16 protein-coding genes and 3 pseudogenes are annotated in these 21,595 nt (G+C 65.2%); 10 read left to right on the plus strand and 9 right to left on the minus strand.

From position 1 onward, the window contains the following. The first annotated feature begins 212 nt into the window (after positions 1-212). Complete coding sequence (ppsR, locus tag VQ042_RS15900; protein WP_331821012.1) at positions 213-1,601, plus strand: transcriptional regulator PpsR; 1,389 nt, start codon at positions 213-215, stop codon at positions 1,599-1,601. A 335-nt stretch (positions 1,602-1,936) separates the two neighbouring features. Here the strand turns inward: ppsR and VQ042_RS15905 are convergent. Continuing rightward, positions 1,937-2,980 (minus strand): annotated as a pseudogene (locus VQ042_RS15905) (IS110 family transposase). A 362-nt stretch (positions 2,981-3,342) separates the two neighbouring features. On the opposite strand from VQ042_RS15905, the gene VQ042_RS15910 reads away from it, so the two are divergent. Continuing rightward, the gene (locus tag VQ042_RS15910) at positions 3,343-4,044 is read left to right on the plus strand and encodes a VIT1/CCC1 transporter family protein (RefSeq protein ID WP_331821014.1); all 702 of its coding nucleotides are present in this window, start codon (positions 3,343-3,345) and stop codon (positions 4,042-4,044) included. A gap of 85 nt (positions 4,045-4,129) precedes the next feature. On the opposite strand, the gene VQ042_RS15915 is transcribed toward VQ042_RS15910, so the two are convergent. The 6 genes from VQ042_RS15915 to VQ042_RS15940 form a co-directional block, all read right to left on the minus strand. Beyond that, complete coding sequence (locus VQ042_RS15915) at positions 4,130-6,061, minus strand: heavy metal translocating P-type ATPase (protein WP_331821016.1); 1,932 nt, start codon at positions 6,059-6,061, stop codon at positions 4,130-4,132. Between the two features lie 15 nt (positions 6,062-6,076). Further along, entirely contained in the window at positions 6,077-7,051 is a 975-nt protein-coding gene (locus tag VQ042_RS15920; protein ID WP_331821018.1) for an FAD:protein FMN transferase, read from the minus strand. Continuing rightward, on the minus strand, positions 7,032-9,239 hold the full coding sequence (locus VQ042_RS15925; protein ID WP_331821020.1) for a PepSY domain-containing protein: 2,208 nt from the start codon (positions 9,237-9,239) through the stop codon (positions 7,032-7,034). The genes VQ042_RS15920 and VQ042_RS15925 overlap by 20 nt, the downstream gene beginning before the upstream one ends. Positions 9,240-9,251: 12 nt before the next feature. After that, positions 9,252-9,722 (minus strand): DUF2271 domain-containing protein, encoded by a 471-nt coding sequence (locus tag VQ042_RS15930; protein ID WP_331821022.1) that lies wholly within the window; start codon positions 9,720-9,722, stop codon positions 9,252-9,254. Between the two features lie 34 nt (positions 9,723-9,756). After that, positions 9,757-10,122, minus strand: a complete 366-nt coding sequence (locus VQ042_RS15935; RefSeq protein ID WP_331821024.1) for a hypothetical protein — start codon at positions 10,120-10,122, stop codon at positions 9,757-9,759. Positions 10,123-10,308: 186 nt separating this feature from the next. Next, complete coding sequence (locus tag VQ042_RS15940) at positions 10,309-10,617, minus strand: PepSY domain-containing protein (RefSeq protein WP_331821026.1); 309 nt, start codon at positions 10,615-10,617, stop codon at positions 10,309-10,311. Between the two features lie 141 nt (positions 10,618-10,758). Between VQ042_RS15940 and VQ042_RS15945 the strand changes: the two genes are divergently transcribed. The 8 genes and pseudogenes from VQ042_RS15945 to istB all read left to right on the plus strand — a co-directional run bounded on the left by VQ042_RS15945 (position 10,759) and on the right by istB (position 20,988). Further along, on the plus strand, positions 10,759-11,418 hold the full coding sequence (locus VQ042_RS15945) for a response regulator transcription factor (RefSeq protein WP_331821028.1): 660 nt from the start codon (positions 10,759-10,761) through the stop codon (positions 11,416-11,418). Beyond that, positions 11,415-12,797: an ATP-binding protein gene (locus VQ042_RS15950; protein ID WP_331821029.1), complete on the plus strand. Its 1,383-nt coding sequence runs from the start codon at positions 11,415-11,417 to the stop codon at positions 12,795-12,797. Before VQ042_RS15945 ends, VQ042_RS15950 begins: the two co-directional genes overlap by 4 nt. Before the next feature lie 177 nt (positions 12,798-12,974). Next, positions 12,975-13,488, plus strand: a pseudogene (locus tag VQ042_RS15955) (IS256 family transposase); the annotation flags it as partial. 1,187 nt (positions 13,489-14,675) lie between these two features. Beyond that, complete coding sequence (locus VQ042_RS15960) at positions 14,676-15,086, plus strand: hypothetical protein (RefSeq protein WP_331821031.1); 411 nt, start codon at positions 14,676-14,678, stop codon at positions 15,084-15,086. Between the two features lie 338 nt (positions 15,087-15,424). Beyond that, on the plus strand, positions 15,425-17,779 hold the full coding sequence (locus tag VQ042_RS15965; protein WP_331821033.1) for an AI-2E family transporter: 2,355 nt from the start codon (positions 15,425-15,427) through the stop codon (positions 17,777-17,779). Between the two features lie 359 nt (positions 17,780-18,138). Further along, the gene (locus VQ042_RS15970; RefSeq protein WP_331821035.1) at positions 18,139-18,378 is read left to right on the plus strand and encodes a hypothetical protein; all 240 of its coding nucleotides are present in this window, start codon (positions 18,139-18,141) and stop codon (positions 18,376-18,378) included. 313 nt (positions 18,379-18,691) lie between these two features. Next, positions 18,692-20,221, plus strand: coding sequence for an IS21 family transposase (gene istA, locus VQ042_RS15975; protein WP_442880099.1), 1,530 nt, complete (start codon positions 18,692-18,694; stop codon positions 20,219-20,221). A 14-nt stretch (positions 20,222-20,235) separates the two neighbouring features. Continuing rightward, entirely contained in the window at positions 20,236-20,988 is a 753-nt protein-coding gene (gene istB, locus VQ042_RS15980; RefSeq protein WP_331821039.1) for an IS21-like element helper ATPase IstB, read from the plus strand. Between the two features lie 168 nt (positions 20,989-21,156). Here the strand turns inward: istB and VQ042_RS26015 are convergent, their stop codons facing one another. Together VQ042_RS26015 and VQ042_RS15990 are read right to left on the minus strand one after the other, a co-directional pair. Continuing rightward, positions 21,157-21,384 carry a transposase domain-containing protein gene (locus VQ042_RS26015; protein ID WP_442880100.1) on the minus strand — a complete coding sequence of 76 codons (228 nt, stop codon included), beginning with the start codon at positions 21,382-21,384 and terminating at the stop codon, positions 21,157-21,159. Beyond that, positions 21,359-21,595: pseudogene (locus VQ042_RS15990) on the minus strand (IS66 family transposase); the annotation flags it as partial. The gene VQ042_RS26015 and the pseudogene VQ042_RS15990, both read right to left, overlap by 26 nt.

Genomic DNA, 21,595 nt, shown 5'->3' on the forward strand with positions numbered 1-21,595 from the left:
GCCCTGGCGATCTCATTCCGGTCCCCATCTCAACGGTGTTCGGATCGAACGACATGCAATAGTGTAACGCACCAGTGACAAACCCCGCAACGCGGCGCTGGACAAGCGCCATCGAAAAAGACAAAAGCAGGCGACACGATGCGATCCCTGTCCGTACGGCAAGCACGAGGTCCCCGACCGACGCCCTTTCCATCGAACGCCAGGCACCCGACATGGCCTCAAGTCGCCCCACCGATCTGAAGCTGCCAGCAATCGACCAGCGAACGCTGGCCAATCTGGTCGCGGCCTCGGCCGACCTCGCCCTCGTCGTCGACCGCAACGACGTCATCGACGACCTGACACTCAACATGCGCGACCTGAAATCCTCCTCCATCGCGACCTGGCGCGGCCAGCAGATCGATGCCGTCGTGCGCCAGGACAATCGCGACTTGCTGAAGACAATGCTCGGATCGGCGCGCGATAGAAAGCCTTCGCAGCGTTTCGACATCATTCATCCGCTCGGGAAAGGGCGGGATCTGACGATGCAGTATTCGGCGCAGCAGATCGGCCCGGACGGGCAGATCATCCTGGTCGGGCGCGATCTGCGCCCCATCGCCGACCTGCAGTCGCGACTCCTAGCCAACAGGCGATCGCTGGAGGAGAACAACAGACGGCAGAAGCAGGCGGAAGCCCATTACCGTCTCCTGTTCGAGACGGCACCCGACGCCGTTCTCATCGTCGACGTCGACAAGGGCAAGATACGCGAGGGCAATCCGCGCGCCGCCGCCATACTCGGCCTGTCACCGGCCGAACTCGCCGGCAAGAAACTGCCGGCCCTGTTCGAAAAGTCGCAGCAGGCCGAAATCAAGGCCATGCTGGCGCACGCGCTTGCGGCCGGAACGCAGGTGACGCTGGACGCCGTCGCACGCCACGGCTCCCGGCTGGCGTTGACTGCGGAACTGTTTCGCGCCGGCGAGTTGAAGCTGGTCCTCTTGCGCATGACCGAGGCCGCCGAATCGTCGCAGGCCGCGCCCGGTTCCGATCTCGGCGAACTCGTCCGCAACGCCGCCGAAGCCGTGCTCCTGACTGACGAGGCCGGGACGGTGGTCTGGGCCAACGAATCCTTCCTGGTGCTGACCGGCCTGTCGCTGGCCGCCCATGCCGTGGGCAAGGGACTGGAGGATTTCTTCCATTGGAACGGCATCGAGCAGGACGTGCTCCTCGCCAGTATTCGCCGCAATGGTCGCATCCCGCTGTTCCCCGGCACGGTGAAGGGCGCGAACGTCCAGGCGACCGAGGTCGAACTGTCGGCGGTGTGGCGCAGCGAGGGCGCGCAGCCGGGATACGCATTCATCATGCGCGCCCGCAGCCCCGAGGACGGACTCCTCGGCCGTGGCAACAGCGATCTAACCCGCACCGCCGAAAGCCTAGTCGAGATGATCGGCCGCGTGCCGATGAAGGACATGGTGCGCGACACGACGAACGTGATCGAACGCATGTGCATCGAGGCGGCGCTGAAGCTGACCGGCAACAACCGTACATCGGCAGCCCGCGTGCTCGGCCTGAGCCGTCAGGCGCTGTATCTGAAGCTGCACCGCTTCGGCATGGCCGAGGAAGAATAGGCTCCGCGAGGGCCCGAGCCGAGGTCTGCGGACCCTGTGCCAGAATCCATATGTGGACGGCCCCCTCCTCGCAAGATTGTCGAGCAGCGTTTTTGATCGGATCGCTTGCGATCATATGTCCGGCCTTTGTGTGTGCGGTCGCACGTGACCGCGGGCCAAGATGGTTTCCGCAACGCAAGTTCCTAACATGAGCGCGGCCGACAATGGGCGATGGATTCAACGGAGTATCTTGCGTCTCGGATCGATCGATCACACCATCTGCTCTTTCTTGCAAGTTCCGGTATCGGCTCAGCACGGTAGCGTTAAAAGGCGCTTCCCCTGTCTGGCCAATCTCTCTATGCAGCGCGGGCCAGGGCGGGTGGCGTAACATTTGCTCTGTAGGTTTCACCGCTCACCATCAGCTTCCAGGCGATGCGCGCGATCTTGTTCGCCAAGGCCACGGCGGCGAGCTTCGGCGGCCTGCGCTTGAGCAGGTCAACTAGCCACGGCCACGCGGCCCCTCGGCCGCGTCGCACATGCTGGATGACAGCGGTGGTGGCACCGACCACCAGAACGCTGCGCAAGGCCTCGTCGCCGGCGCGCGTGATGACGCCGAGCCGGACCTTGCCGGCCGTGGAGTGATCCTTCGGCGTCAGACCAAGGCAGGCGGCGTAGTGCCGAGCCGGTCGGAAGGCCTCAGGCGCGGGCGTCTTCATCACCAGCGGCGACGCACCGATCGGGCCGACGCCGGGGATTTGCGCCAGGCGTTGGCTGCATTCATCGGCCCGGTGCCAGGCCCTCGGCTTGCCACCGACCTCTTCCAGTTGCGCTTGCAACTGCGCGTATTCCTCAGCATGGAGCGCGAACAGCTCCCGCGCCAAATCGGGCAACGCTTCGTCCGCCGCGATGCGCTCGAGCAACAACTCGATTTTGCTTATTCCCTTCGCGGCAGACAGACCGAATTCGGCCGCATAGCCGCGAATGGAATTGGCGAGCTGCGTGCGATTGCGGATCAGCCGGTCCGCGTACGCCTCTTAACATCAATGCCGCCTGTTGCTCAGTCGTTTTGACCGGCACGAACCGCATCGAAGGCCGGCTCACTGCCTCGCACAGCGCCTCGGCGTCGGCCGCATCGTTCTTGCCGCGCTTGACGTACGGCTTGACGAACTGCGGCGGAAGCAGCTTCACCTCGTGACCGACCGACTGCAGCAGGCGCGCCCAATGGTGCGATCCGCCACACGCCTCGATCGCGATCATCGTCGGTGCAGCTTCTCGAAGAACGCCACCATCTCCTTGCGCCGCAGCTTCTTACGCAGAACCGGCTCCTCTGCCGCGTTCACGCCATGCAGCTGGAACACGTGCTTTGACGTGTCCATCCCGACTCGAATAATCTGTTCCATGGACGGTCTCCTTCGCTTGAGATCCTTAACGACCTCATTTTGGCACATCGATGCCGTACGGGGGCCGTCCACTCCAACATGAGGGGCCGCCGGAGCCGGCATGCCATTCCACGGCCCGGCATCCCCGTCGCCGCCTGCGGGCTCTGAGCTTCCAGGCGTCGAAAATTGGGATGGATGTCGAACAGGACAGCGCCCGCGGAGGGCATCGGTCAGCACCCGGGACGCCGAATACCCTTCCTGCCCCAAGGATGGCTCCCCGTAGGGGCATTCTCGCCGCGACCGACGGATAGGCGCCGTATCGACCGCAGCGTCCCCACCAACCGCCACCGCGACGATCGTGCTAACGCCATCTGGAGACACTCATGCCGCGATCCCTGTCTCACCAGGAAAACCATCTCGTCGCGCGCATCGGCTGGCTCCGTGCCGCCGTCCTCGGGGCCAATGACGGCATCGTCTCGACGGCGAGCCTGATCGTCGGCGTCGCGGCGTCCGCGGCTGCGACGCCCGAGATCGTAATAGCCGGCGTTGCCGGCCTCGTTGCGGGCGCAATGTCGATGGCGGCGGGCGAGTATGTCTCGGTCTCCTCCCAGTCCGACACCGAGAACGCCGACCTTGCCCGCGAGACCACGGAACTGCGCGACGATCCGGCCGGAGAACTCGAGGAGTTGACGCAGATCTACGTGGCTCGAGGTCTGGAACGGGGACTCGCCGGTCACGTCGCGGCTCAACTCACGGCGCGGGATGCGCTCGGCGCCCATGCCAGGGACGAGCTCGGGATATCGGAGGTGACGGCGGCCCGTCCGGTCCAGGCCGCGCTGACGTCTGCGGCGACCTTCGCCATCGGCGCCGCGATGCCGCTGTTGATGGTCTTCGTAGCTCCTGCGGACCTCCTCATCATCCTCGTCTCGGGCGCGTCGCTGATCTTCCTCGGCGTCCTCGGTGCGATCGGCGCCAAGGCCGGCGGGGCGAATGTCTGGCGCGGCACGGCGCGCGTCGCCTTCTGGGGTGCGGCGGCCATGGCCCTGACCGCGGGGATCGGAGCTTTGTTCGGCCAGACGATCTGAGGGCGATCTGCTGCTCCGGGCGAAAGCGTGCGCAACCAGCCGATGAGCTGAACCATGGCGACTTCGCAATGGGAGAGACGGCTCGTCAGATGCGGCCTTCCGGAGCATGCGGGGTGGATGTCGTCTCGAGCGACCAACGAGATGCTGCATCTTCAGGGCTGCGTGCTTTCCGACCTGTTTGTCCCGGCACGATCCTGAGCGCCCGCAGGGCGTTGAGGATGACCGCCACGTCGATCCCCTCCTGCAAGAGCGCACCCTGCACCGGCGTCAGATACCCGAAGGCCGCCGCGATCATGCCCAGGACCGACAGCCCGATCCCGGCCACGACGCTCTCAAGGGCGATGCGTCGCGAGCGCTGTGCGACCTCGATCCCCGGAAGCAGGCGATCCAGGTGATCGACCAGCAGCACGACATCCGCCGCCTCCGCTGACGCCGCCGCTCCACGCGCACCCATCGCGACTCCGACATCAGCCGCCGCCAGGGCGGGGGCATCGTTGACGCCGTCGCCCACCATCATGACCGCGCCAGTCTTGCGCTCTGCTAGAACCAGCATCACCTTCTGATCGGGTGTGAGATCGGCCCGCACTGCGTCGAACCCCAGCCCTTCCGTCACGGCCTCGGCCACGGCACGGCGATCCCCTGTCGCCAGCAATATGCGCGCGACCCCCAATTTGCGCAGTCCGGCCAGCAGGTCTGCCGTGCCAGGGCGCAGCGCGTCGGCCATCACGAGATGCCCCATCAGTTTGCCGTCGACGGCGAGCGACACAATCACCGACCCCGTATCGACGACCGCGCTTTCAGGCTCGGCGACGCCTGCCTGCGAGGCAACGAAACCAGCGCCCCCCACGACGACCCTTCGCCCCTCGACGGTTCCGGCAACGCCTCCTCCCGGTGTCTCGACCACGTTCTCAGGGACCGGCAAGGCGGTGGCGCGCGCCCGGGCTGCCGCGACGATTGCCTGCGCAATCGGGTGCTTCGAGGCCTGATCGAGGGCCGCAGCGAAATACAGGATATCGTCGCCGGACATGTCGCCATGTCTGTCGATCGATACGATCTGTGGCCGCCCGTCCGTCAGCGTGCCGGTCTTGTCGAGGATCAGCGTCTTGATCCGGGCCAGCGCCTCGAGCGGTTTGGCCCCCTTGATCAGCACCCCGAAATGCGCCGCCCGCGACAGCCCGGCCACCAGGGCGACTGGCACGGCGAGGATCAGCGGACAGGGGGTCGCGACCACCAGAACCGCAACGGCGCGGATCGGATCACCGGTGAACCACCAGGCGGCGGTCGCCAGGACAACCGTGACGGTCAGGAACAGCAGCGACCAGCGGTCGGCCAGCCGGGCCATCGGCGCCTTGGACTTCTGCGCCTCCTCGACCAGCCGGACGATCCCCGCATAAGTGCTGTCGGCCGCGCGCCGCGTAACCCGAAGATCGAATGCCTCGCCCGCGTTGGTCGAGCCGCTCATCACCTCCTGCCCGTGCTCGAGCCGGACCGGCATCGACTCGCCCGTCAGCGCCGACTGATCGAGCATCGCGCGCGTGCTCTCGACGGACCCATCCACGGGGGCCACGTCGCCCTGACGGATCAGCAGCAGGTCGCCCGGTGCGATGTCGTCCAGAGGCACTTCATCGAGCGCGCCGTCGCGGTGGCGGGTGGCCGTTCGAGGCACGCGGGACAACAGATCGCTCATCTCTCGCCGGGCGCGACCCTGCGCGAAACTCTCCAGGAAGGTTCCGCCCGAATACATCAGCGCGACCACCGCCGCCGCCAGCGTCTCGCCGAACAACAGTGCGGCCGACATCGACAGCGCCGCAACGATGTCGAGTCCGACCTCGCCGTTCGACAGACTTCGTACAATCTCGACACAGAGGGCCCCAAGGACGGGGACGACGCCTGCCGTCCACGCAATCTTGGCAAGGTCTGGCTGCCCGGAGAGCCAGAGCACAAGGCCGGACACCAGACCAAGCAATGCCAGGCCCAGCAGGCCGACGTTCAGGCGATCGTGAAGCAAGAGGGTCATCTGGTGCGTATCCCGTCAAACCACGCGTTCGAGGTCTGGACAGGTCTCGAACAGCCGTCCGACGCGCGTTTCGCGAAGATGATCGCCCTCACGGTCAATGAAGAGAGCGTTCAGATCATGCTTACGCGCCATTTCCGAGCCCTCCAAGCTCCCTTTCACCATGCACCCCGTCGCCCAGGCGTCAGCCTCGGCACATGTCTTCGCCACGACCGTGACCGAGGCGGGCGACGCGAGTAAGGGCGCGCCGCGGTTCGGGTCCATGGTGTGCGAGAGGCGGCGGCCGTGTACCTCGATCCAGTGGCGGTAGTTCCCGGAGGTCGCCACCGCGGCGTCCTCCAGGGCGAAGATGGAACGGGGCGCCCGCCGGTTCGGATCCGGCGCTTCCACCGCGACGACCCACGGCTCCCCGTCCGGACGGAGCCGGGTAGCGCGCATCTCGCCGTCGATGCCGACGAGGCTCGCCGCGATGCCGGTGCCGCGCAGTATGTCGGCCAGCCGGTCGACACCATAACCCTTGGCGATGCCATTCAGGTCGAGCGCCAGCGGCGCGGTCTTGCGGACACGGCTGGCCGCGGCGTCGATCTCGAGCGCCTCGAAGGCCGGCACCCGCTCGGCGGCCATCGCGGCGCGGATACGGCCGGCCGCCGCCGCTTCTGGCCCGAAGCCCCAGGCAGTCACCGCGTCGCCCATGCCGATGTCGAAGGCCCCGCCGGAGGCATGCCCGATCTCGAGACCGAGCCGCAGGACGTCCATCAGCCCCGCCGGCACCGTGATCCACGCGCCTAATGGCGCCGCGTTGAGGCCCATGAGGTCGCTGCCGGGCTTCCAGGTCGACATCTGCGCATCGACTCCGTCGACGGCATCCTGCAATGCGGCGCGGACCCGCTCCGGGTCGAAATCCGGGTGCGCGAAGAACAGCGCCGACCAGCGCGTTCCCATGGTCGGCCCATTCAGGGCGTGCCGCACCTGATCAGTAGACATCTTCGACATACCGCCCCTCAGCCTTCAGCGCCGCCGGCGTCAGCCCGACGGGGGCGAGGATCTCCGCCAGCGCGTCGGCGACGCCCGCGGCCATGTCGCGGCCGCCGCAGACCATGATCCGCGCCCCGGCGCGGACGAGACGGGCGATGTCGGCGGCCTCGGCGCGAAGTGCGTCCTGGACGTAATGCGGCTTTGCTCCGCGCGAGACCGTCGTGACGAGCCGGGAAAGCCCTCCGGCCGCCTGCCATCCCGGCAAATCCTCGCCGTAGAAGAAATCGCTGCGCGAATCGCGCATCCCGAAGAACAGGTGGATGGGGCGACGCCCCGCATTGCCGCGCACGAACCCCGCCAGCGGGCCGATGCCGGTGCCGGCGCCGATCAGGATCAGCGGCGTGTGGCCCCGGCCCGGATGGAAGCCCGGATTGCGGCGCAGAAAGGCCATTACGCTGTCGCCCGGTTCCAGCCCGCTAAGCTGGCCGGAACAGAGGCCTCCCGGATGCTTCTTCACCACGATCTCGACGAACCCGTCGCGGCGCGACGAGGCAAGCGAATATAGTCGCGGCACCGCCGAGCCTTCGGGCAGGACGCCGATCAGGTCGCCGGCGGCGAAGCGGGCAAAGCCCGTCCCCGTCAGCCGCTGCCAGAGCGTCACCGGCGGCGGCGCAAAGCGCAGGATCGCGGTCGGCGCCTGAACTTCGGCACCATAGTCGCGACGCGACGTCAGCGTGAGTGCCGCGACCGCCGGTGGGACCGGCTGATGGGCCAGTTCCAGTTCGATCCCCAGCTTCTGGCCAAGGGCCCGTCCCCAGCGCGCGAAGTCCTGCGGCGACTGGCGGTCGATCGTGTCGAGCGGCAGGAGCTCCGGCCAGGCTTTCGCCCCGGCCGCGGCAACGACGGCGCTGGCGAAAGTGCAAAAGGCGGGGAAGCTGCGGTCGCCGAAGCCGAGCACGACCAGCGGTATCCCGGGCGCGCGCTCGAGAGCCTCGAGCCTTTCGAGGAAGCCCTTGGCCGAAGCCGGTGCATCCCCGTCGCCGTAGGTCGACGCCAGGACGATGATCCGCTCTGCGCGGGCGTAGCGGTCCGGCGCGAAGGCCGACATCGGCGCAGCGTGGACGCTGTGTCCCGCCTCGGTGAGCGCCGCGTGCAGCGTCGCCGCGAAACCCCAGGTGCTGCCACCCTCGCTGCCGACGAGCAGGATCGTCCCGGCCCGGCCGGCAGGCTGGTTGGCGCTGATGCGTGGCCGGCCGCGTCGCCCTCTCAGCCAGACCAGCACGCCAGTCGCGCCCATCGCCGGCACGCCGAGAGCCATGAGCCCGAGGACGAGTCCGAGGGCCGCCGCACCGTGACCGGTATGCAGCATGTAGACGGTCTCTAACACGTGCTCCCATGCGGTCAGATTGGTCCAGCCCAGTAGCGCGCCCGTTCCCTGGTCGAAAGTGCCGGTGCCCCGCTCGGTCTCCAGCGTGAACACGTCGGTGGTGTCGCCGGGATAGGGAAAGCTCAGCTCGCGCAACTCGGCCACCTTGGCGTCCCGAAGCGCCGGCATGTCGGCGAACGTCACGCCGGTCCTGCCGCTCAACGCGGTGGAGACCACCGGTGCGGCACCGCCGTCGGGGATGAGTTCGAAGGTCGACGCGGTCATCCACAGTGCAGTGGCAGAGGACAGCAACAGGCCGAACACTGCCCCCCGCGTGAGTTCGACATGCAGCCGGCCCGGGAACGGCCCGCGCAGCGGCGCGAACCAGCGCCTCCAGCCGCCGACCCGGCGCGCAACCAAAGCCGTCCCGGAGAGCGACAGCACCAGCATCGCCGCCGCGCCCACCGCCGTCGCGACGCGGCCGCCGTCGCCGAGGAACAGTGAGCGATGCAGGTTGGTCAGCCAGCGCTCCGCCTGGTTCGGGTCGGCCGAGCCGACGCCCGCGCCGGTTTCGGGGTTGATGACGGCGGCCCCCGGCGCACCTTGTTCGAACCAGTAGGCGGTGATCCGTCCCGAGGGCGCACGACGGATCTGCTCGACGCCCGGATAGGCGGCCTGGACCCGCTCGGCCAGCGCCGCGACGCTCATCTCCGCCGCCGCCTGCGGGGCGGCCAGCCGCTCGGCCGCCGGAAAGACCGACAGCACCGCCCCGCTGAGCGCCAGGACCGTCAGGAGTGCCAGGGCCAGGAGACCCGGCCAGCGATGGAGAGCGCGGATCATGACCCTGTCACCTCAAAGGCCGTAGGTTAGGCTGGCAACGTAGCGCCGCCCCTTGACGGGCATTCCCGCACCGGCAGTCGTCAGCGGCACCGCGACCTCGTTCGGGCTGTCACGCATGTCCTCGACCGCTGCGTCGACGTGCAGCGTGTAGCCGGCGTCGAACAGCGCATCGGCCAGATCGAGCGTGATCTCGAGACTGCGACCTGCACCGACGCTGGCGCCGGTGATGCCGTTGACCTCAGCCGTATTGCCGCCGGTCGCGCGGTACCATTCGGTCAGATGCTCGTAGTATTTCGACTTGCCGCCGGCCATCCAGAGGCTGCCCTTGTAGGCACCGGAGGCGTCGGTGACGTACAGCGCCAGATAGGCGCCGTCGCCGCCGTAATCGTTGAGCGTCGTGGTGAGCGTGACCGGGCGTGCCAAGGCGAAGCCGGGCAGTGTCAGCGCCGAGGTCAGCGCGAGGAATGCAAGAAGCGATTTCATCGGTCGAGTCCTTTTCGGAAGGCGGCGGGAAGGCTCAGTTCACCTGGACCTTTGGCGGGGCACCGTTGCCGAAGAGCCCGTTCTGCGGCGGCACGACGGTGCCGGCGGGGGCGTGATTGCGCGCGCTGCCGCCGCTTTCGTCGTCGTCTTCGCCGTCATCGTCGTCCTCTTCGTCATCGTCTTCGCCTTCACCACGACGCGAAGTCTCGCGGGAGCCGCGATCGTCGTCGTCATCGTCACTGGCCAAGATCAGCTGCAGCGCTTGCGCCGCATCTTCGAAGAGCGCGGCGAAGGGCCGAGGGCTCCCGTCGGCGGGGGCCGATATCGCGCTCCATGCCGGCAGGCCGATGGCGGCCATCAGCGCGGTGGAAGCGACGAGAAGCGTGAGGGTCTTTCGCATGGCAGGATCTCCTTTTCGTCTGCTCGACTAATCTGGAGAACAGACCTGAGGGCTCCCTGACAGGGCCGCGATTTCCGCTTCAGCTTGCCGTCAGGATGGAAAAAGGCCCTGCCGGAAAAAAGGGGCCGCATCGCCAAGTCGATCGTCGGGCCTGCACAGATACGGGACGCCGCTTCGCCATATCCGTCACTCGTCAGAGACGCCCGGTCCGGCAGGTAGGTCGTCGTCATCCTCGTATTCGAGCTCAATGACGCCCAGCGTCTCTGGATGAACCGTCACCTCGATCGAACGCCCGTCGGCATCCCGGCCGTCGATCTCGTAGCAGCCATCGTCGATCTTGATGCGACGCACGGTCCAGCCGTTCGTTTGGGCCAGCCGCTCGACGGCATCCCGCGGCTGCCAGTCGGCCATTGGAACGAAGCAATCGTCGTCAGCGAACGCTGCTCCAGTTGGGAAAACTGCCAGAAAGCCGAGAATTGTGAATGTCTTCTTCATGAGCCAAACTCCTCCCGCCGCCATCTCGATGGACTCATGCGGGGCGAGACTGACAGGAACCTGAAGCACCGGCCCTGGCGGCGTCAGCTATGTGTCAGCCTGACGGATCACTGAGGTCATCGGAGAGGAACGTGGCCGGGCATGCGCATCCTGCTGATCGAGGACGACACCATCTTGGGCGCCGCCGTGCGGGATCAGATCGCCGGGGACGGTCAGTCGGTGGACTGGGCAACCCGGTTGGATGCGGCCGGAGATGCCATGGCAGTGGCCGCTTACGATCTTGTGCTGCTCGACCTCATGCTCCCCGACGGCCGCGGCGTCGGCTTCCTGAAGGGATTGCGCGCGCGCGGCGACGTGACGCCGGTGATCATCCTGACCGCGCTCGACCAGGTTTCCGACCGGATCGAGGGGCTGAACGCCGGCGCCGACGACTACCTCGTGAAGCCGTTCGATCTGTCTGAACTCTCGGCACGCATCGGATCGGTTGCCCGGCGCTACGCCGGTAACCCGAACCCGATCATCACCCATGGCGAGATCGAGGTCGACCTCGCCTCGCGTAGCATCGGCCGCAACGGCACCCCCGTCCAGTTGACAGCGCGCGAATGGTCGCTGTTCGAGGCCTTCCTGTCCCGCCCTGGTCAGCTTCTGTCGAAGGCGCAACTGGAAGACAAGCTCTATGCCTTCGGCGCCGAAGTGGAGAGCAACACCATCGAGGTCCTCGTCAGCCGCCTGCGCAGGAAGCTGGGCGGCAGCGTCATCGAAACCGAACGGGGCCTCGGCTATCGGCTGGGCCGGCCATGAGGCTGCCACGGAGCCTTCAGGCGCGGTTGGGGCTGTCCATTGGCGTTCTGCTGACCGTCCTGTGGATCGCCGCCGCCTCCGTGACGGCCGTTATCCTGCGGCACGAAATGGACGAAGTCTTAGACTCCGCGCTGCGCGAGACCGCCGAACGCATACTGCCTCTGGCCGTCACTGACATCGTGGGTCGCGAGACAGAAGGGTTTACACAACGTCTCGCCGTCATACGGGCGCACGACGAATTCCTGACTTATCTCGTGCGCGATGACGAGGGGCGCATCCTGCTGCAATCCCACGCGGCCGATCCGGCCGTGTTCCCCGCTTATGACGGGCGGGGGTTTCGCCAGACGTCCACCCATCGGCTCTACAGTGACGCGGTCATGCAGGGGACGATCCGGATCACCGTCGCCGAGCCGCTCGTCCATCGCGCGTCCGTCGCGCGTGAATTCCAGTTGGGGCTCGGCCTGCCGCTGCTGATTGTCATTCCCGTCGCGCTGACGGTAATCATTCTTGCCGTGCGCCAGAGCCTTGCCCCGCTGCGCCGGTTCCGAGCAAGCCTCGAGGCCCGCAGCGGGCGCGACCTTGCTCCGGTTTCCACGGGCGGGCTCCCGTCAGAACTCGTTCCCCTGTCAGAAACCCTGAACAATCTGTTGGGGCGACTAAGCGAATCCTTCGAGGCGGAGCGAAGCTTTGCCGCTAACGCCGCACACGAGCTTCGCACGCCGCTCGCCGGCGCCATTGCTCAGGCGCAGCGCCTGCAATCGGAAACCCCAGACCCGGCCGCAGCGGCCCGGGCCGCCCAGATCGAGGGTGTACTCAAGCGGCTGGTGCGGCTGTCCGAACGCCTCATGCAACTCGCACGGGCCGAAGGCGGACGGCTCCGTATAGATCGGGTCGCCGATCTGAGAGTTGTCGCACGTATCGTGATTGAGGATCTTGCGAGAACTGAAGCGCCGGGCCGCATCGTGCTGACGCTGCCGGAGACACCGGTGATGTCGGATCTTGATCCTGACGCGTTCGGGATCCTGTGCGGAAACCTAGTGGAGAACGCTCTGCGTCATGGCGCGCAGCGCACCCCGATCGAGGTCACGCTGACGACGGACGGGCAGTTGATTGTCACGAATGAAGGGCCAGTCCTGCCAGCCGAAACTCTGGACCGCCTCACCGTCCGCTTCGAGCGTGCGGACGCGAGCACGAACGGCAGCGGGCTGGGGCTCGCCATCGTTGCCGCCATCGCGGACCGTATCGGAAGCTCGCTGGTTCTCGGATCGCCGCGACGGGGTGCCGCTTCAGGCTTCGAAGCGACGGTCACTTTACCGACGGACGCTTCGAACGCGGTCAAAAAAACGGTCGTGTCCCCACATGTGGTGGCTCAACAGTAGCGTCGCCGATCTCGTCCGCGCCTTTCATTGCGCTGTGGGACGAGATTGGCGGCGCGGTGGTCACCAGCGGTTTCCGGCTAGGCTTGGGTTGCAACAGCCAACCCGGACCGGAGAATCCCCTGATGACCGACTACATGATGGGCCTGCGCAGCCTTCTGGAGAAGACCCCTGATGCCGCCGAAGCTGCGCAAGGGCAGCTACTTTCCCGGCTTTCTGGAGCCGCGGCGCATGGCCGAGAAGGCCCTGACGGCCGTCATCCAGGAGGCATAGGTGCAAGGCATCTCCACCCGCTCGGTCGACGAGCTGGTCAAGGCAATGGGCATGTCGGGTATTTCCAAGAGCCAGGTGTCGAGACTCTGCGAAGAGATCGACGGCAAGGTGAAGGCGTTCCTCGAACGGCCGATCGAAGGTGACTGGCCCTATCTCTGGATCGACGCCCTATCTGAAGGTTCGCCGCGGCGGGCGGATCGGCTCCGTCGCCGTGATCATCGCCGTCGGCGTCAACGCCGATGACCGGCGCGAGGTGCTGGGCATGGAGATCGGCACGTCCGAGGCCGAACCGATCCGAACCGTGTTCCTGCGCAAGCTCACCCGTCGCGGCCTTCGCGGCGTAAAGCTCATCGTTTCCGATGCGCACGAGGGCATCAAGGCGGCCATCACCAAGGTGCTGACGGCTACTTGGCAGCGCTGCTAGAGACGGTGGACCGAGCGGACGCAGGAACCACAGCGGCAGCGAGAATCGTAGCCGCACCAGCGGCCAGCATTGTGTTTAGTTTCATGGTTCGTCTCCCATTTCAGGCAGGCGCTTCTCATCAGGCAAGGCTGAAACGCTGTTTGAGGTGATAAACAGGAAGCATAGCGCCTGGTTCCTCCCGCACTGTCTGGGTTCAATTCGGCCCCGATCACTCTGTTCATCTGGGGTTCATCAACAAGGCTGCCGGAGTTGCTCTTACTCGTTGATAAATTTGGGAGTTATTATGGATCGCTGATTGCAACCGTCCTACTTCTGACATGAAATCACCTAGATCTGACGCCTAAACAGAGCAAGGGACTTCCCAATTAGATTGCCGGCAGGTGCTATCGGCAGACTGGGTGCCGCCAAATCGCTCGGGACACGGCTCGAACCGACGCCGGCCGCCGGCTGTGGCACGACTTGATCGGGCAGCGGCGTGTTCGCACCCCGACGACGGTGCCGATCCGATGGAAGAATTTCGATCCCAGTGCGAATCATCTCGATTGACTCTCTTCCACGACGAGAGCGTAAATATTGGGTCAACCCAAGGGGACCCGAAATGACGGCTCATGATTTTATCGAGTGGTTGGACCGGATGTGGTTCTCGGACAACGAAGCAGCCCGACGTCTTTTCATATCCGTCCAGGACGTGACGCGCTTCAAGTACGAAGGCGCTACCAAGACCATCGGACTCGCCTGTGCTGCCATTGCAGTTGGAGCGCCAGTTTGGTCGTCGACGGGGAAACGTAGAATGAAGCGCAAGGTGAGGAAGGCAGCGTAGCTACCGCAGACTCCCTGAATATGTGCAAAGAACAAGTTTTCCCATTGAAGGAACGACTGGGCATGGCGGGATGATGCGGCCGCTATTGTAAGACGATTGGCGCCTCACCTGTTACCGGACCGCGATCGAATGCATCCGGGATGCAGACGTTCCTGCGATCATAGTCGCCACCGCGCGCTCAGCCCGACACTCGACGAGGCACCGAAACACCCCGTAGAGGATGGATCCGAGTCAGAAATGTTGCAATCGTCCGAAAGGGACGCCCAAGACGGCTTCCGTTAAGAAATCTATTCGACAGGAATGCTGCCACATTGTAATAATTCGCGCCGCGCTGCTTCCTGGCGCAGGGTCATGGAGGAATCATATGCCTTACGTGGCGAACCTTTATTTCAAAACGGCCATCACCTTCCTCGTAGTGGGGATCTCGGTTGGCCTTCAAATGTCAATCTCGGGAAATCACAACGTAATCGGTGCCCACGCTCACATCAATCTCTTGGGTTGGGTCACAAGTGCCCTATTCGGGGCCTTCTACGCCCTAAATCCGGCAAAAGCGCAGAAGCGTTTGGCGATTATTCAGTATGGGGTCTATACGACCGGCGTCGTCATCTTGTCACCGGCCCTCTACTTCCTGCTTCTGGGCAATTCGCGTGCCGAGCCGGCAGTCGCCATCGCCTCGCTGATTGTTTTTGCTGGCGTGATACTGTTCGCCGTGATGGTTTTCGCCAAAGACGAGGTGCGGACGTCCGATATACCGGTGGCGACGTCAGCGGTCTGAATGGCTGAGGTATGCACTGCCCTCCCGAGATGCCGGTGGGCGGTAACTGCGCGGCCCCGCGGGTATAGGATCGGAATACGCGGGCACTTCCGACGACCGCGAGGACGAGCCGATCCGTGGGGCGTTCAATGCGTTCCATGCTGGCAAGAGCGGCGATACGGTGCAGCGGACGAGGGTGTGTCATGCAGGCTACCGGAGCTTTATGCCGCACCCGAGCCTCGCGATGGTTGCGCGAGGGGGACCAGGAACATAAGTCAAATTCGTGCTCGCTGGCGGTTTGAACTCCGGGCAGATACAAACCGCGGTGACATTGGCTGTTGATGGAGGTTGCTTTGCGTGTGAGCCAGCATGGTAACACCACGCAGCAGGTAGCGACGGATCCATCGGATATTGTGAAGGTTGCGGCCTGGCTGGTGGTCGCATCCGTCATAGTCGCGGCGCTGTACCTTGGACGAAACGTCCTCACGCCGCTTGCAATCGCGTTCCTGATCGGTTTCGCGCTGAAACCGCTCGTCACCTGGCTGACGCGGCGCGGGCTGCCTCGAGCGATATCGGTTATCGCTGTCATCCTGACCCTGGCGATGCTCCTCACCGCCTTCGGCTTTCTGGTAACGTCGCAAGTGCGCACGTTGAGTGCGGAGCTGCCCACCTACCAGACCAACGTCCGCCAGAAGATCCGCGACTTGGGGGTGAGCTTCCAGGGACCGGGCATGTTCGACGGGGTCATCCAAACCGTCGATACGGTTCAAGCGGAAGTAGAAGCCAGCACCGACGACGATGAGGAGGCACCGCCGCAACGCGTCGAGCTGGTCGAGTCGGAAAGGAAACCCCTCGACACCGCCTTGGAATGGCTCACTCCCGCGCTTGCACCTCTGGCAACCGCCGGCATCGTGATCTTTTTTTTGTTTCTCGTGCTATTGGATCGCGGTGACATGCGGGACCGCCTGATCCGGCTTCTCGGCGGAAACCTGCACACCTCCACCGACGCCATGGAGGACGCTGCCAAACGCATCTCCAAGTATCTGCTGATGCAGGTGGTCGTGAATGTATCCTACGGCGTGCCGATGGGCTTAGGGCTCTGGTTCATCGGCGTCCCGGGCTGGTTGCTGTGGGGCACTCTGGCAGCACTGATGCGGTTCATTCCCTATCTCGGGCCGTTGCTTTCGGCGGTATTTCCGCTCGCGCTGGCATTTGCGGTCGGAACAGGGTGGGAGATGGTCATCTGGACCCTCGCGTTGATCCTCTTCCTGGAACTAATCAGCAACAACATCGTCGAGCCCATGCTTTACGGGACCAGCACGGGGCTCTCGGCGATGTCGTTGATCGCGGCCGCAACGTTTTGGACTGCCCTCTGGGGGCCGATTGGGCTCATCCTCTCCACCCCTCTGACAGTTTGCCTGCTCGTCCTGGGTCGCGGCAATCCGCGGCTTGGTTTCCTTGATACCCTGCTGGGCTCGACCCCTGTTCTGGACATCCCGACGCGAATCTATCAGCGCCTGATCGCGGACAACCCCGAGGATGCCATCGAAATCGCCGACGATACGATCGCTGACCACGACGTCGTAGAATTCTACAACGAACACGGGATCGAGGTCCTTCGGAAGGTGAGCGAAGACTATTTAAGCAATGCCCGACCCGAGCATCGCCAGCGGGTGTTCAACGGCATGGATGCGCTGCTGGAAGATCTGAAGGAAGAGTATCCCCCGGAGGTCGATCCGATGCAGGCTCCGAGAATTGCATGCATTGGCGGGCGGTGGGAGATCGACAGCCTCGCGTGCGAGATGCTCGTCCATGCGCTGGGACTGGCGGGTCTGCCTGCCGTCGAACGGCGTGAGGGGGTGGTGAGCACGCGCTATGTGGACAATCTCGATCTGAATGGGATTGATCTCGTCTGCCTCAGTTATTTCAGCAGGGAGCCGGCATCGTCGATCAAGGCCTTCTGCCGGCGGCTTCGCAACCGCTGGCCCGGCAAGCGGATCGTTGTCGCACTGTGGAACGCCCCGCCAGCGATACTGGAACCAGGCGCCATCGCGGCGCTGGGTGCCGACGAGGTTGTGACGACGGTGCAGGAGGCGGTTCTGCGGATCCAGCGGATGATCGCACCGGAAAATACGCTCGAGCGCCGGATCGTCGACATCCCGGAAAACGACGCGGCGCGGGTCAAGGCGCTGCTCGCGACCAACGTTCTGGACGGCCACGCCCGCGAGGAGCTCGACGCGTTGACCAAGCGGGCGGCCGCCGTCTTCGACGTGAAGTTTGCGCTAATCTCAGTCATGAGCGCGGCCGAGGAATACTTCATAGGCCAGAGTAGTGATCTACCCGGGAAGGATGGCACGGACATGACCACCGTGCCGCGTAACCAGGCAATATGCGATTACGCGGTCGCGGAGGGCGAGCTGCTCGTCGTCAGCGACACGAAACGCGACCCACGCTTCGCCGACCACCCGAGACTCCGGCTGTGGGGTACGAGCTTTTATGCCGCCGCGCCGTTGAGGACTGCGGACGGCATGGTGCTGGGAGCGCTCAGTCTGCTTGATATGACGCCGCGCAAATTGTCGGAGGAGGAACTCGGCCTGCTCGAATCAATGGCGGCGGACGTTGTCTCAGTTATAACCGGACAGGAGGCAGTCCAGCCGGCTCCCCGAGAGCCGGAGAAACCCTCGACGGCTGTCGCACAGCCGGTCCCGGATTAATCCACTCATCGTCGCGTTGGTGGGTGAACAGCGACCCGTGTAAATAATTTCTGATTGCTGGAATGGGCCGGAAGAAGTCCGTCCCCTACACCTATTTGCTTCCCGCACGGAAAACCGCCGTTCGGTTCTCGACCGCTCAGTGATCCGCACGAGGCCGCGAAGGTCTGTCGGGCTCCCTGTGACAGGATCCGCCCCCCTGGGACGGCGCCTTCATTTCTCGACATCGAAGGCCGCCGGTATCGAGGGATCTCCGCAGCCCTCGCGGCCTCGATATGTGCGACAGCGTAGCTCGTTCGAGCACCTGCCCCCGCCCTCGATCCGGCCTTCGGCACTGCGCCCAGCGAACAATCGTCCGGACCGTGGCGCGTAGGTCGTCTGCGGAGAGGACGCAACTGGCCGACACGCTCGACCTGACCCGCAAGACGGTCCGTCGGGTGCGGCCCGAGGGCGCCGATGTCGGAGCGTTCGGGAAGTCCCTCGGCAAGGAAGCCGTCAACGGCCTGACCGACGGCGTGATGGAGGCTACCCGCAAGACCTCCCCGAACGGCGTCATGACCCTGGACCGCAAGTCGGTCGTGACGGCGGTGGGAGAAATGTAAGCGGTGGGCGACGGACATTGCCTTTTGGGCTTGACCGGTCCTGAGGGAGGTCTGCGGCCTGCGAGGCGCAAGGTCGCCTTCGAGTGCAACAAAGTTTGCAACGTTTGTTGGGAAGCTGCCGCCGAATGCGGATTCCGATCCAAACCGGCCGGGTATTCCGATTTGAAGTCGGCCACCATTCCGGAATGAAGCCGGCCAGCATTCCGATTAATAACCGGCCATTCTCCGGCGTCTGAAGACCCTGGGTCAGCAACTCGGGCATCACTCCTTGTCGAACGAGGAGAGCGTGATGCCGGCAAAGAGAAGGCTGACCATGAGACAATTGCGACAGATGCTTCGGCTTGCCCGGGACGGCATCAGTGCCCGGGAGATCGCCGTGACGCTCGGCGTGGCGAGGAGCACCATCCAGGACAACCTGAAGCGCGCCACGGCGGCCGGTCTGAGCTGGCCGCTGCCGGGCGAGATGACGGACGATGTCCTCGAGAACAGGCTCTTCGACCACGCCGGGGTCAAGCAGGGCATGCGGCGGCGGCCGGAACCGGACTGGGCGGAGGTCGCCGTGGAGCTGAAGAAGCCCGGCGTCACTCTGCAGATACTGTGGGACGAGTATCGCGCCGTTCATCCCGGCGGCTACGGCTACAGCCGCTTTTGCGAACTGTTCCGCAGCTTCGAGCGTCGGCTCTCGCCGACGATGCGCCAGGAGCACGTGGCTGGCGACAAGGTCTTCGTCGACTATTCCGGCAAGAAGATCGCCATCGCCGATCCCCGGACCGGCGAGATCCGCGAGGCCGAACTGTTTATCGCCGTCGTCGGAGCCTCCAGCTTCACCTATGCCGAGGCGACGTGGACGCAGGCACTGCCCGACTGGATCGGCGCCCATGTGCGCATGTTCCACTTCCTCGGCGGCGTACCGCGCCTGATCGTGCCCGACAATCTGAAGTCCGGCGTCAACCGCGCCTCGTTCTACGATCCGGAGATCAACCGAAGCTACGGCATGATGGCCGCCCATTACGGCGTCGGCGTCCTGCCGGCCCGGCCCCGCAAGCCGCGCGACAAGGCGAAAGTCGAGAACGGCGTGCGGTTCGCCCAAAGCTGCATTCTGGGCAGGCTGCGGCGGCAGACCTTCTTCTCGCTCGCCGAGGCGAACGCTGCGATCGCCGGGGCGCTCGATCGCATCAACGACCACGTCATGCGTCGGCTCGGCGTCAGCCGCCGGCATCTCTTCGAGACCGTCGAGCAGCCAGCGCTCGCGGACCTGCCGGGGAGCGACTACGAGTTCGCCGAATGGCGCTTCGCCCGCGTCGGCACCGACTACCATGTGGAATTCGACGGCTTCTTCTACTCGGTGCCGCACAGCCTGATCCGTCAGCAGGTCGATGTCCGGGCGACCGCGAAGACGATCGAGATCTTCCACCGCGGCAAGCGGGTGGCCGTTCATCAGCGGCGTTATGGCGGTCGCCGTCATGGCACTGATCCCGATCATATGCCGAGTTCGCATCGGCGCTATGCCGAATGGACGCCGGATCGCTTTTGCCGCTGGGCCGCATCGGTGGGACCCCAGACCGAGGGGCTGATCCTCGCCATCCTCGCTGCCCGCCCGCACCCGGAGCAGGGCTTTCGAACCTGCCTCGGCGTCTTGCGCCTTTACCGCGACATCGAGAAGTCCCGGGCCGAGGCGGTCTCGGCGCGAGCCGTCGCGATCGGCGGCCTCAACTACAAAAGCATCGCCTCGCTCCTGAGCCTGTCGAAGACCGCGAACCCGGGCGCCAGCGCGGCCGCCGACACCAAACCCGCTGCCATCGTCGACCACGTCAATCTGCGTGGCCCCCGCTACTTCCATTGAGGAGAGACACGATCATGCTGACCCATCCGACCCTCGACCTCCTGAATGAGTTGGGCCTGACTGGCATGGCCAGGGGCTTTGCGGATCTCGAGGCCCAACCCGAGGCCCGGGCCCTGGAGCATGGGGAGTGGCTGGCGCTTCTCCTCGAACGCGAAGCGACGCAACGTCGGCAGAAGCGCTTCGAAGCCCGGGCTCGCGCCGCCCGATTGCGTCACGACGCGCAGGTCGAGGATACCGACTTCCGCGCCGTGCGCGGCCTCGACCGTGGCCTCTTCCTCCAATTGGCCGGGTGCGACTTCATCCGCCAGCGGCAAGGCCTGTTGCTGACCGGGCCCGCCGGCGTCGGCAAGAGTTGGCTCGCCTGCGCCCTTGGCCAAAAGGCCTGCCGCGAAGACTTCTCCGTCGCCTACCACCGGGCTCCGCGGCTCTTCGCCACCCTTGGCCTCGCCCGCGGTGACGGTCGATATGCGCGGCTGCTGAAGTCGCTCGAAAGGGTCGACCTCCTCATCCTCGACGATTGGGGACCCGAAACGCTCACCGACGATCAGAGGCGCGACCTCCTCGAGATCGTCGAGGACCGTTACGAGCGACGGTCGACGATCGTTACCAGCCAGGTGCCGGTCGATCGCTGGTACGACATCATCGGCAATCCGACCATCGCCGACGCCATTCTCGATCGGCTCGTCCACAACGCCTATCGCATCGAATTGTCCGGCGAGAGCCTACGGAAACGAGCCCCACGGCCGACGACCGCAGCGGCATCTTGACCTGAACTCCGACACCGACCCATCATCGGAATCGACCCAGGACCAGACCAGGAGGTGGCCGGCTTCAAATCGGAACGGCGGCCGGAATGAAATCGGAACAGGGGGCCGGCTTCATTTTGGAATGCATGGCCGGCTTCGTCGGAATCCGCACGCCGAAGGCGCCGGCTACTATGCCGGGTCTTGCGGGACGAAGTTCCAGGGCAGGAGTTCGTCGATACGGCTCTGCGGGTGGCCCGCGGCGATCGCCTCGAGGGTCGCCTTCACATAGGCGTAGGGCTCGACGCCGTTCAGCTTGCAGGTGCCGATCAGTGACGCAGAGCCCGTCCCAGTGCCGCGTGACGTAGGCGGGCGCCTGTCCCATCGGCGACTTGCGTGACAGCCGCTCGCGCTGGGCACGCAGCCACGCCTCGAGCTCGGCGACGAGCGGGCGCGAGCGCTCCTGCCGCACGGCTCGACGCTCGTCCGGCCCCAGGCCGCGGATCTCCTTCTCGATCCCGTAGAGGCTCGCGATGCGACGCAGGAGCTCCTCGGCGACTGGCGAGCCGTTCTTCGGCGTCGCCTTGATGACTTCGCGTCTGGCGTGATGGGCCCAACAGTATGCCAGCAC

The sequence above is a fragment of the Aurantimonas sp. A2-1-M11 genome, assembly GCF_036549475.1.
GTDB lineage: Bacteria > Pseudomonadota > Alphaproteobacteria > Rhizobiales > Rhizobiaceae > Aurantimonas.

Excerpts from the sequence above, each read along its gene's own strand:
- VQ042_RS15915 (WP_331821016.1), bottom strand. The coding sequence starts at position 6,061 with ATGACCCTCTTGCTTCACGATCGCCTGAACGTCGGCCTGCTGGGCCTG.
- VQ042_RS15925 (WP_331821020.1), bottom strand. The coding sequence starts at position 9,239 with ATGATCCGCGCTCTCCATCGCTGGCCGGGTCTCCTGGCCCTGGCACTC.
- VQ042_RS15960 (WP_331821031.1), top strand. The coding sequence starts at position 14,676 with ATGCCTTACGTGGCGAACCTTTATTTCAAAACGGCCATCACCTTCCTC.
- VQ042_RS15920 (WP_331821018.1), bottom strand. The coding sequence starts at position 7,051 with ATGTCGAAGATGTCTACTGATCAGGTGCGGCACGCCCTGAATGGGCCG.
- VQ042_RS15950 (WP_331821029.1), top strand. The coding sequence starts at position 11,415 with ATGAGGCTGCCACGGAGCCTTCAGGCGCGGTTGGGGCTGTCCATTGGC.
- istA (WP_442880099.1), top strand. The coding sequence starts at position 18,692 with ATGAGACAATTGCGACAGATGCTTCGGCTTGCCCGGGACGGCATCAGT.
- VQ042_RS15910 (WP_331821014.1), top strand. The coding sequence starts at position 3,343 with ATGCCGCGATCCCTGTCTCACCAGGAAAACCATCTCGTCGCGCGCATC.
- ppsR (WP_331821012.1), top strand. The coding sequence starts at position 213 with ATGGCCTCAAGTCGCCCCACCGATCTGAAGCTGCCAGCAATCGACCAG.
- VQ042_RS15940 (WP_331821026.1), bottom strand. The coding sequence starts at position 10,617 with ATGAAGAAGACATTCACAATTCTCGGCTTTCTGGCAGTTTTCCCAACT.
- VQ042_RS15930 (WP_331821022.1), bottom strand. The coding sequence starts at position 9,722 with ATGAAATCGCTTCTTGCATTCCTCGCGCTGACCTCGGCGCTGACACTG.
- VQ042_RS15945 (WP_331821028.1), top strand. The coding sequence starts at position 10,759 with ATGCGCATCCTGCTGATCGAGGACGACACCATCTTGGGCGCCGCCGTG.
- istB (WP_331821039.1), top strand. The coding sequence starts at position 20,236 with ATGCTGACCCATCCGACCCTCGACCTCCTGAATGAGTTGGGCCTGACT.
- VQ042_RS15935 (WP_331821024.1), bottom strand. The coding sequence starts at position 10,122 with ATGCGAAAGACCCTCACGCTTCTCGTCGCTTCCACCGCGCTGATGGCC.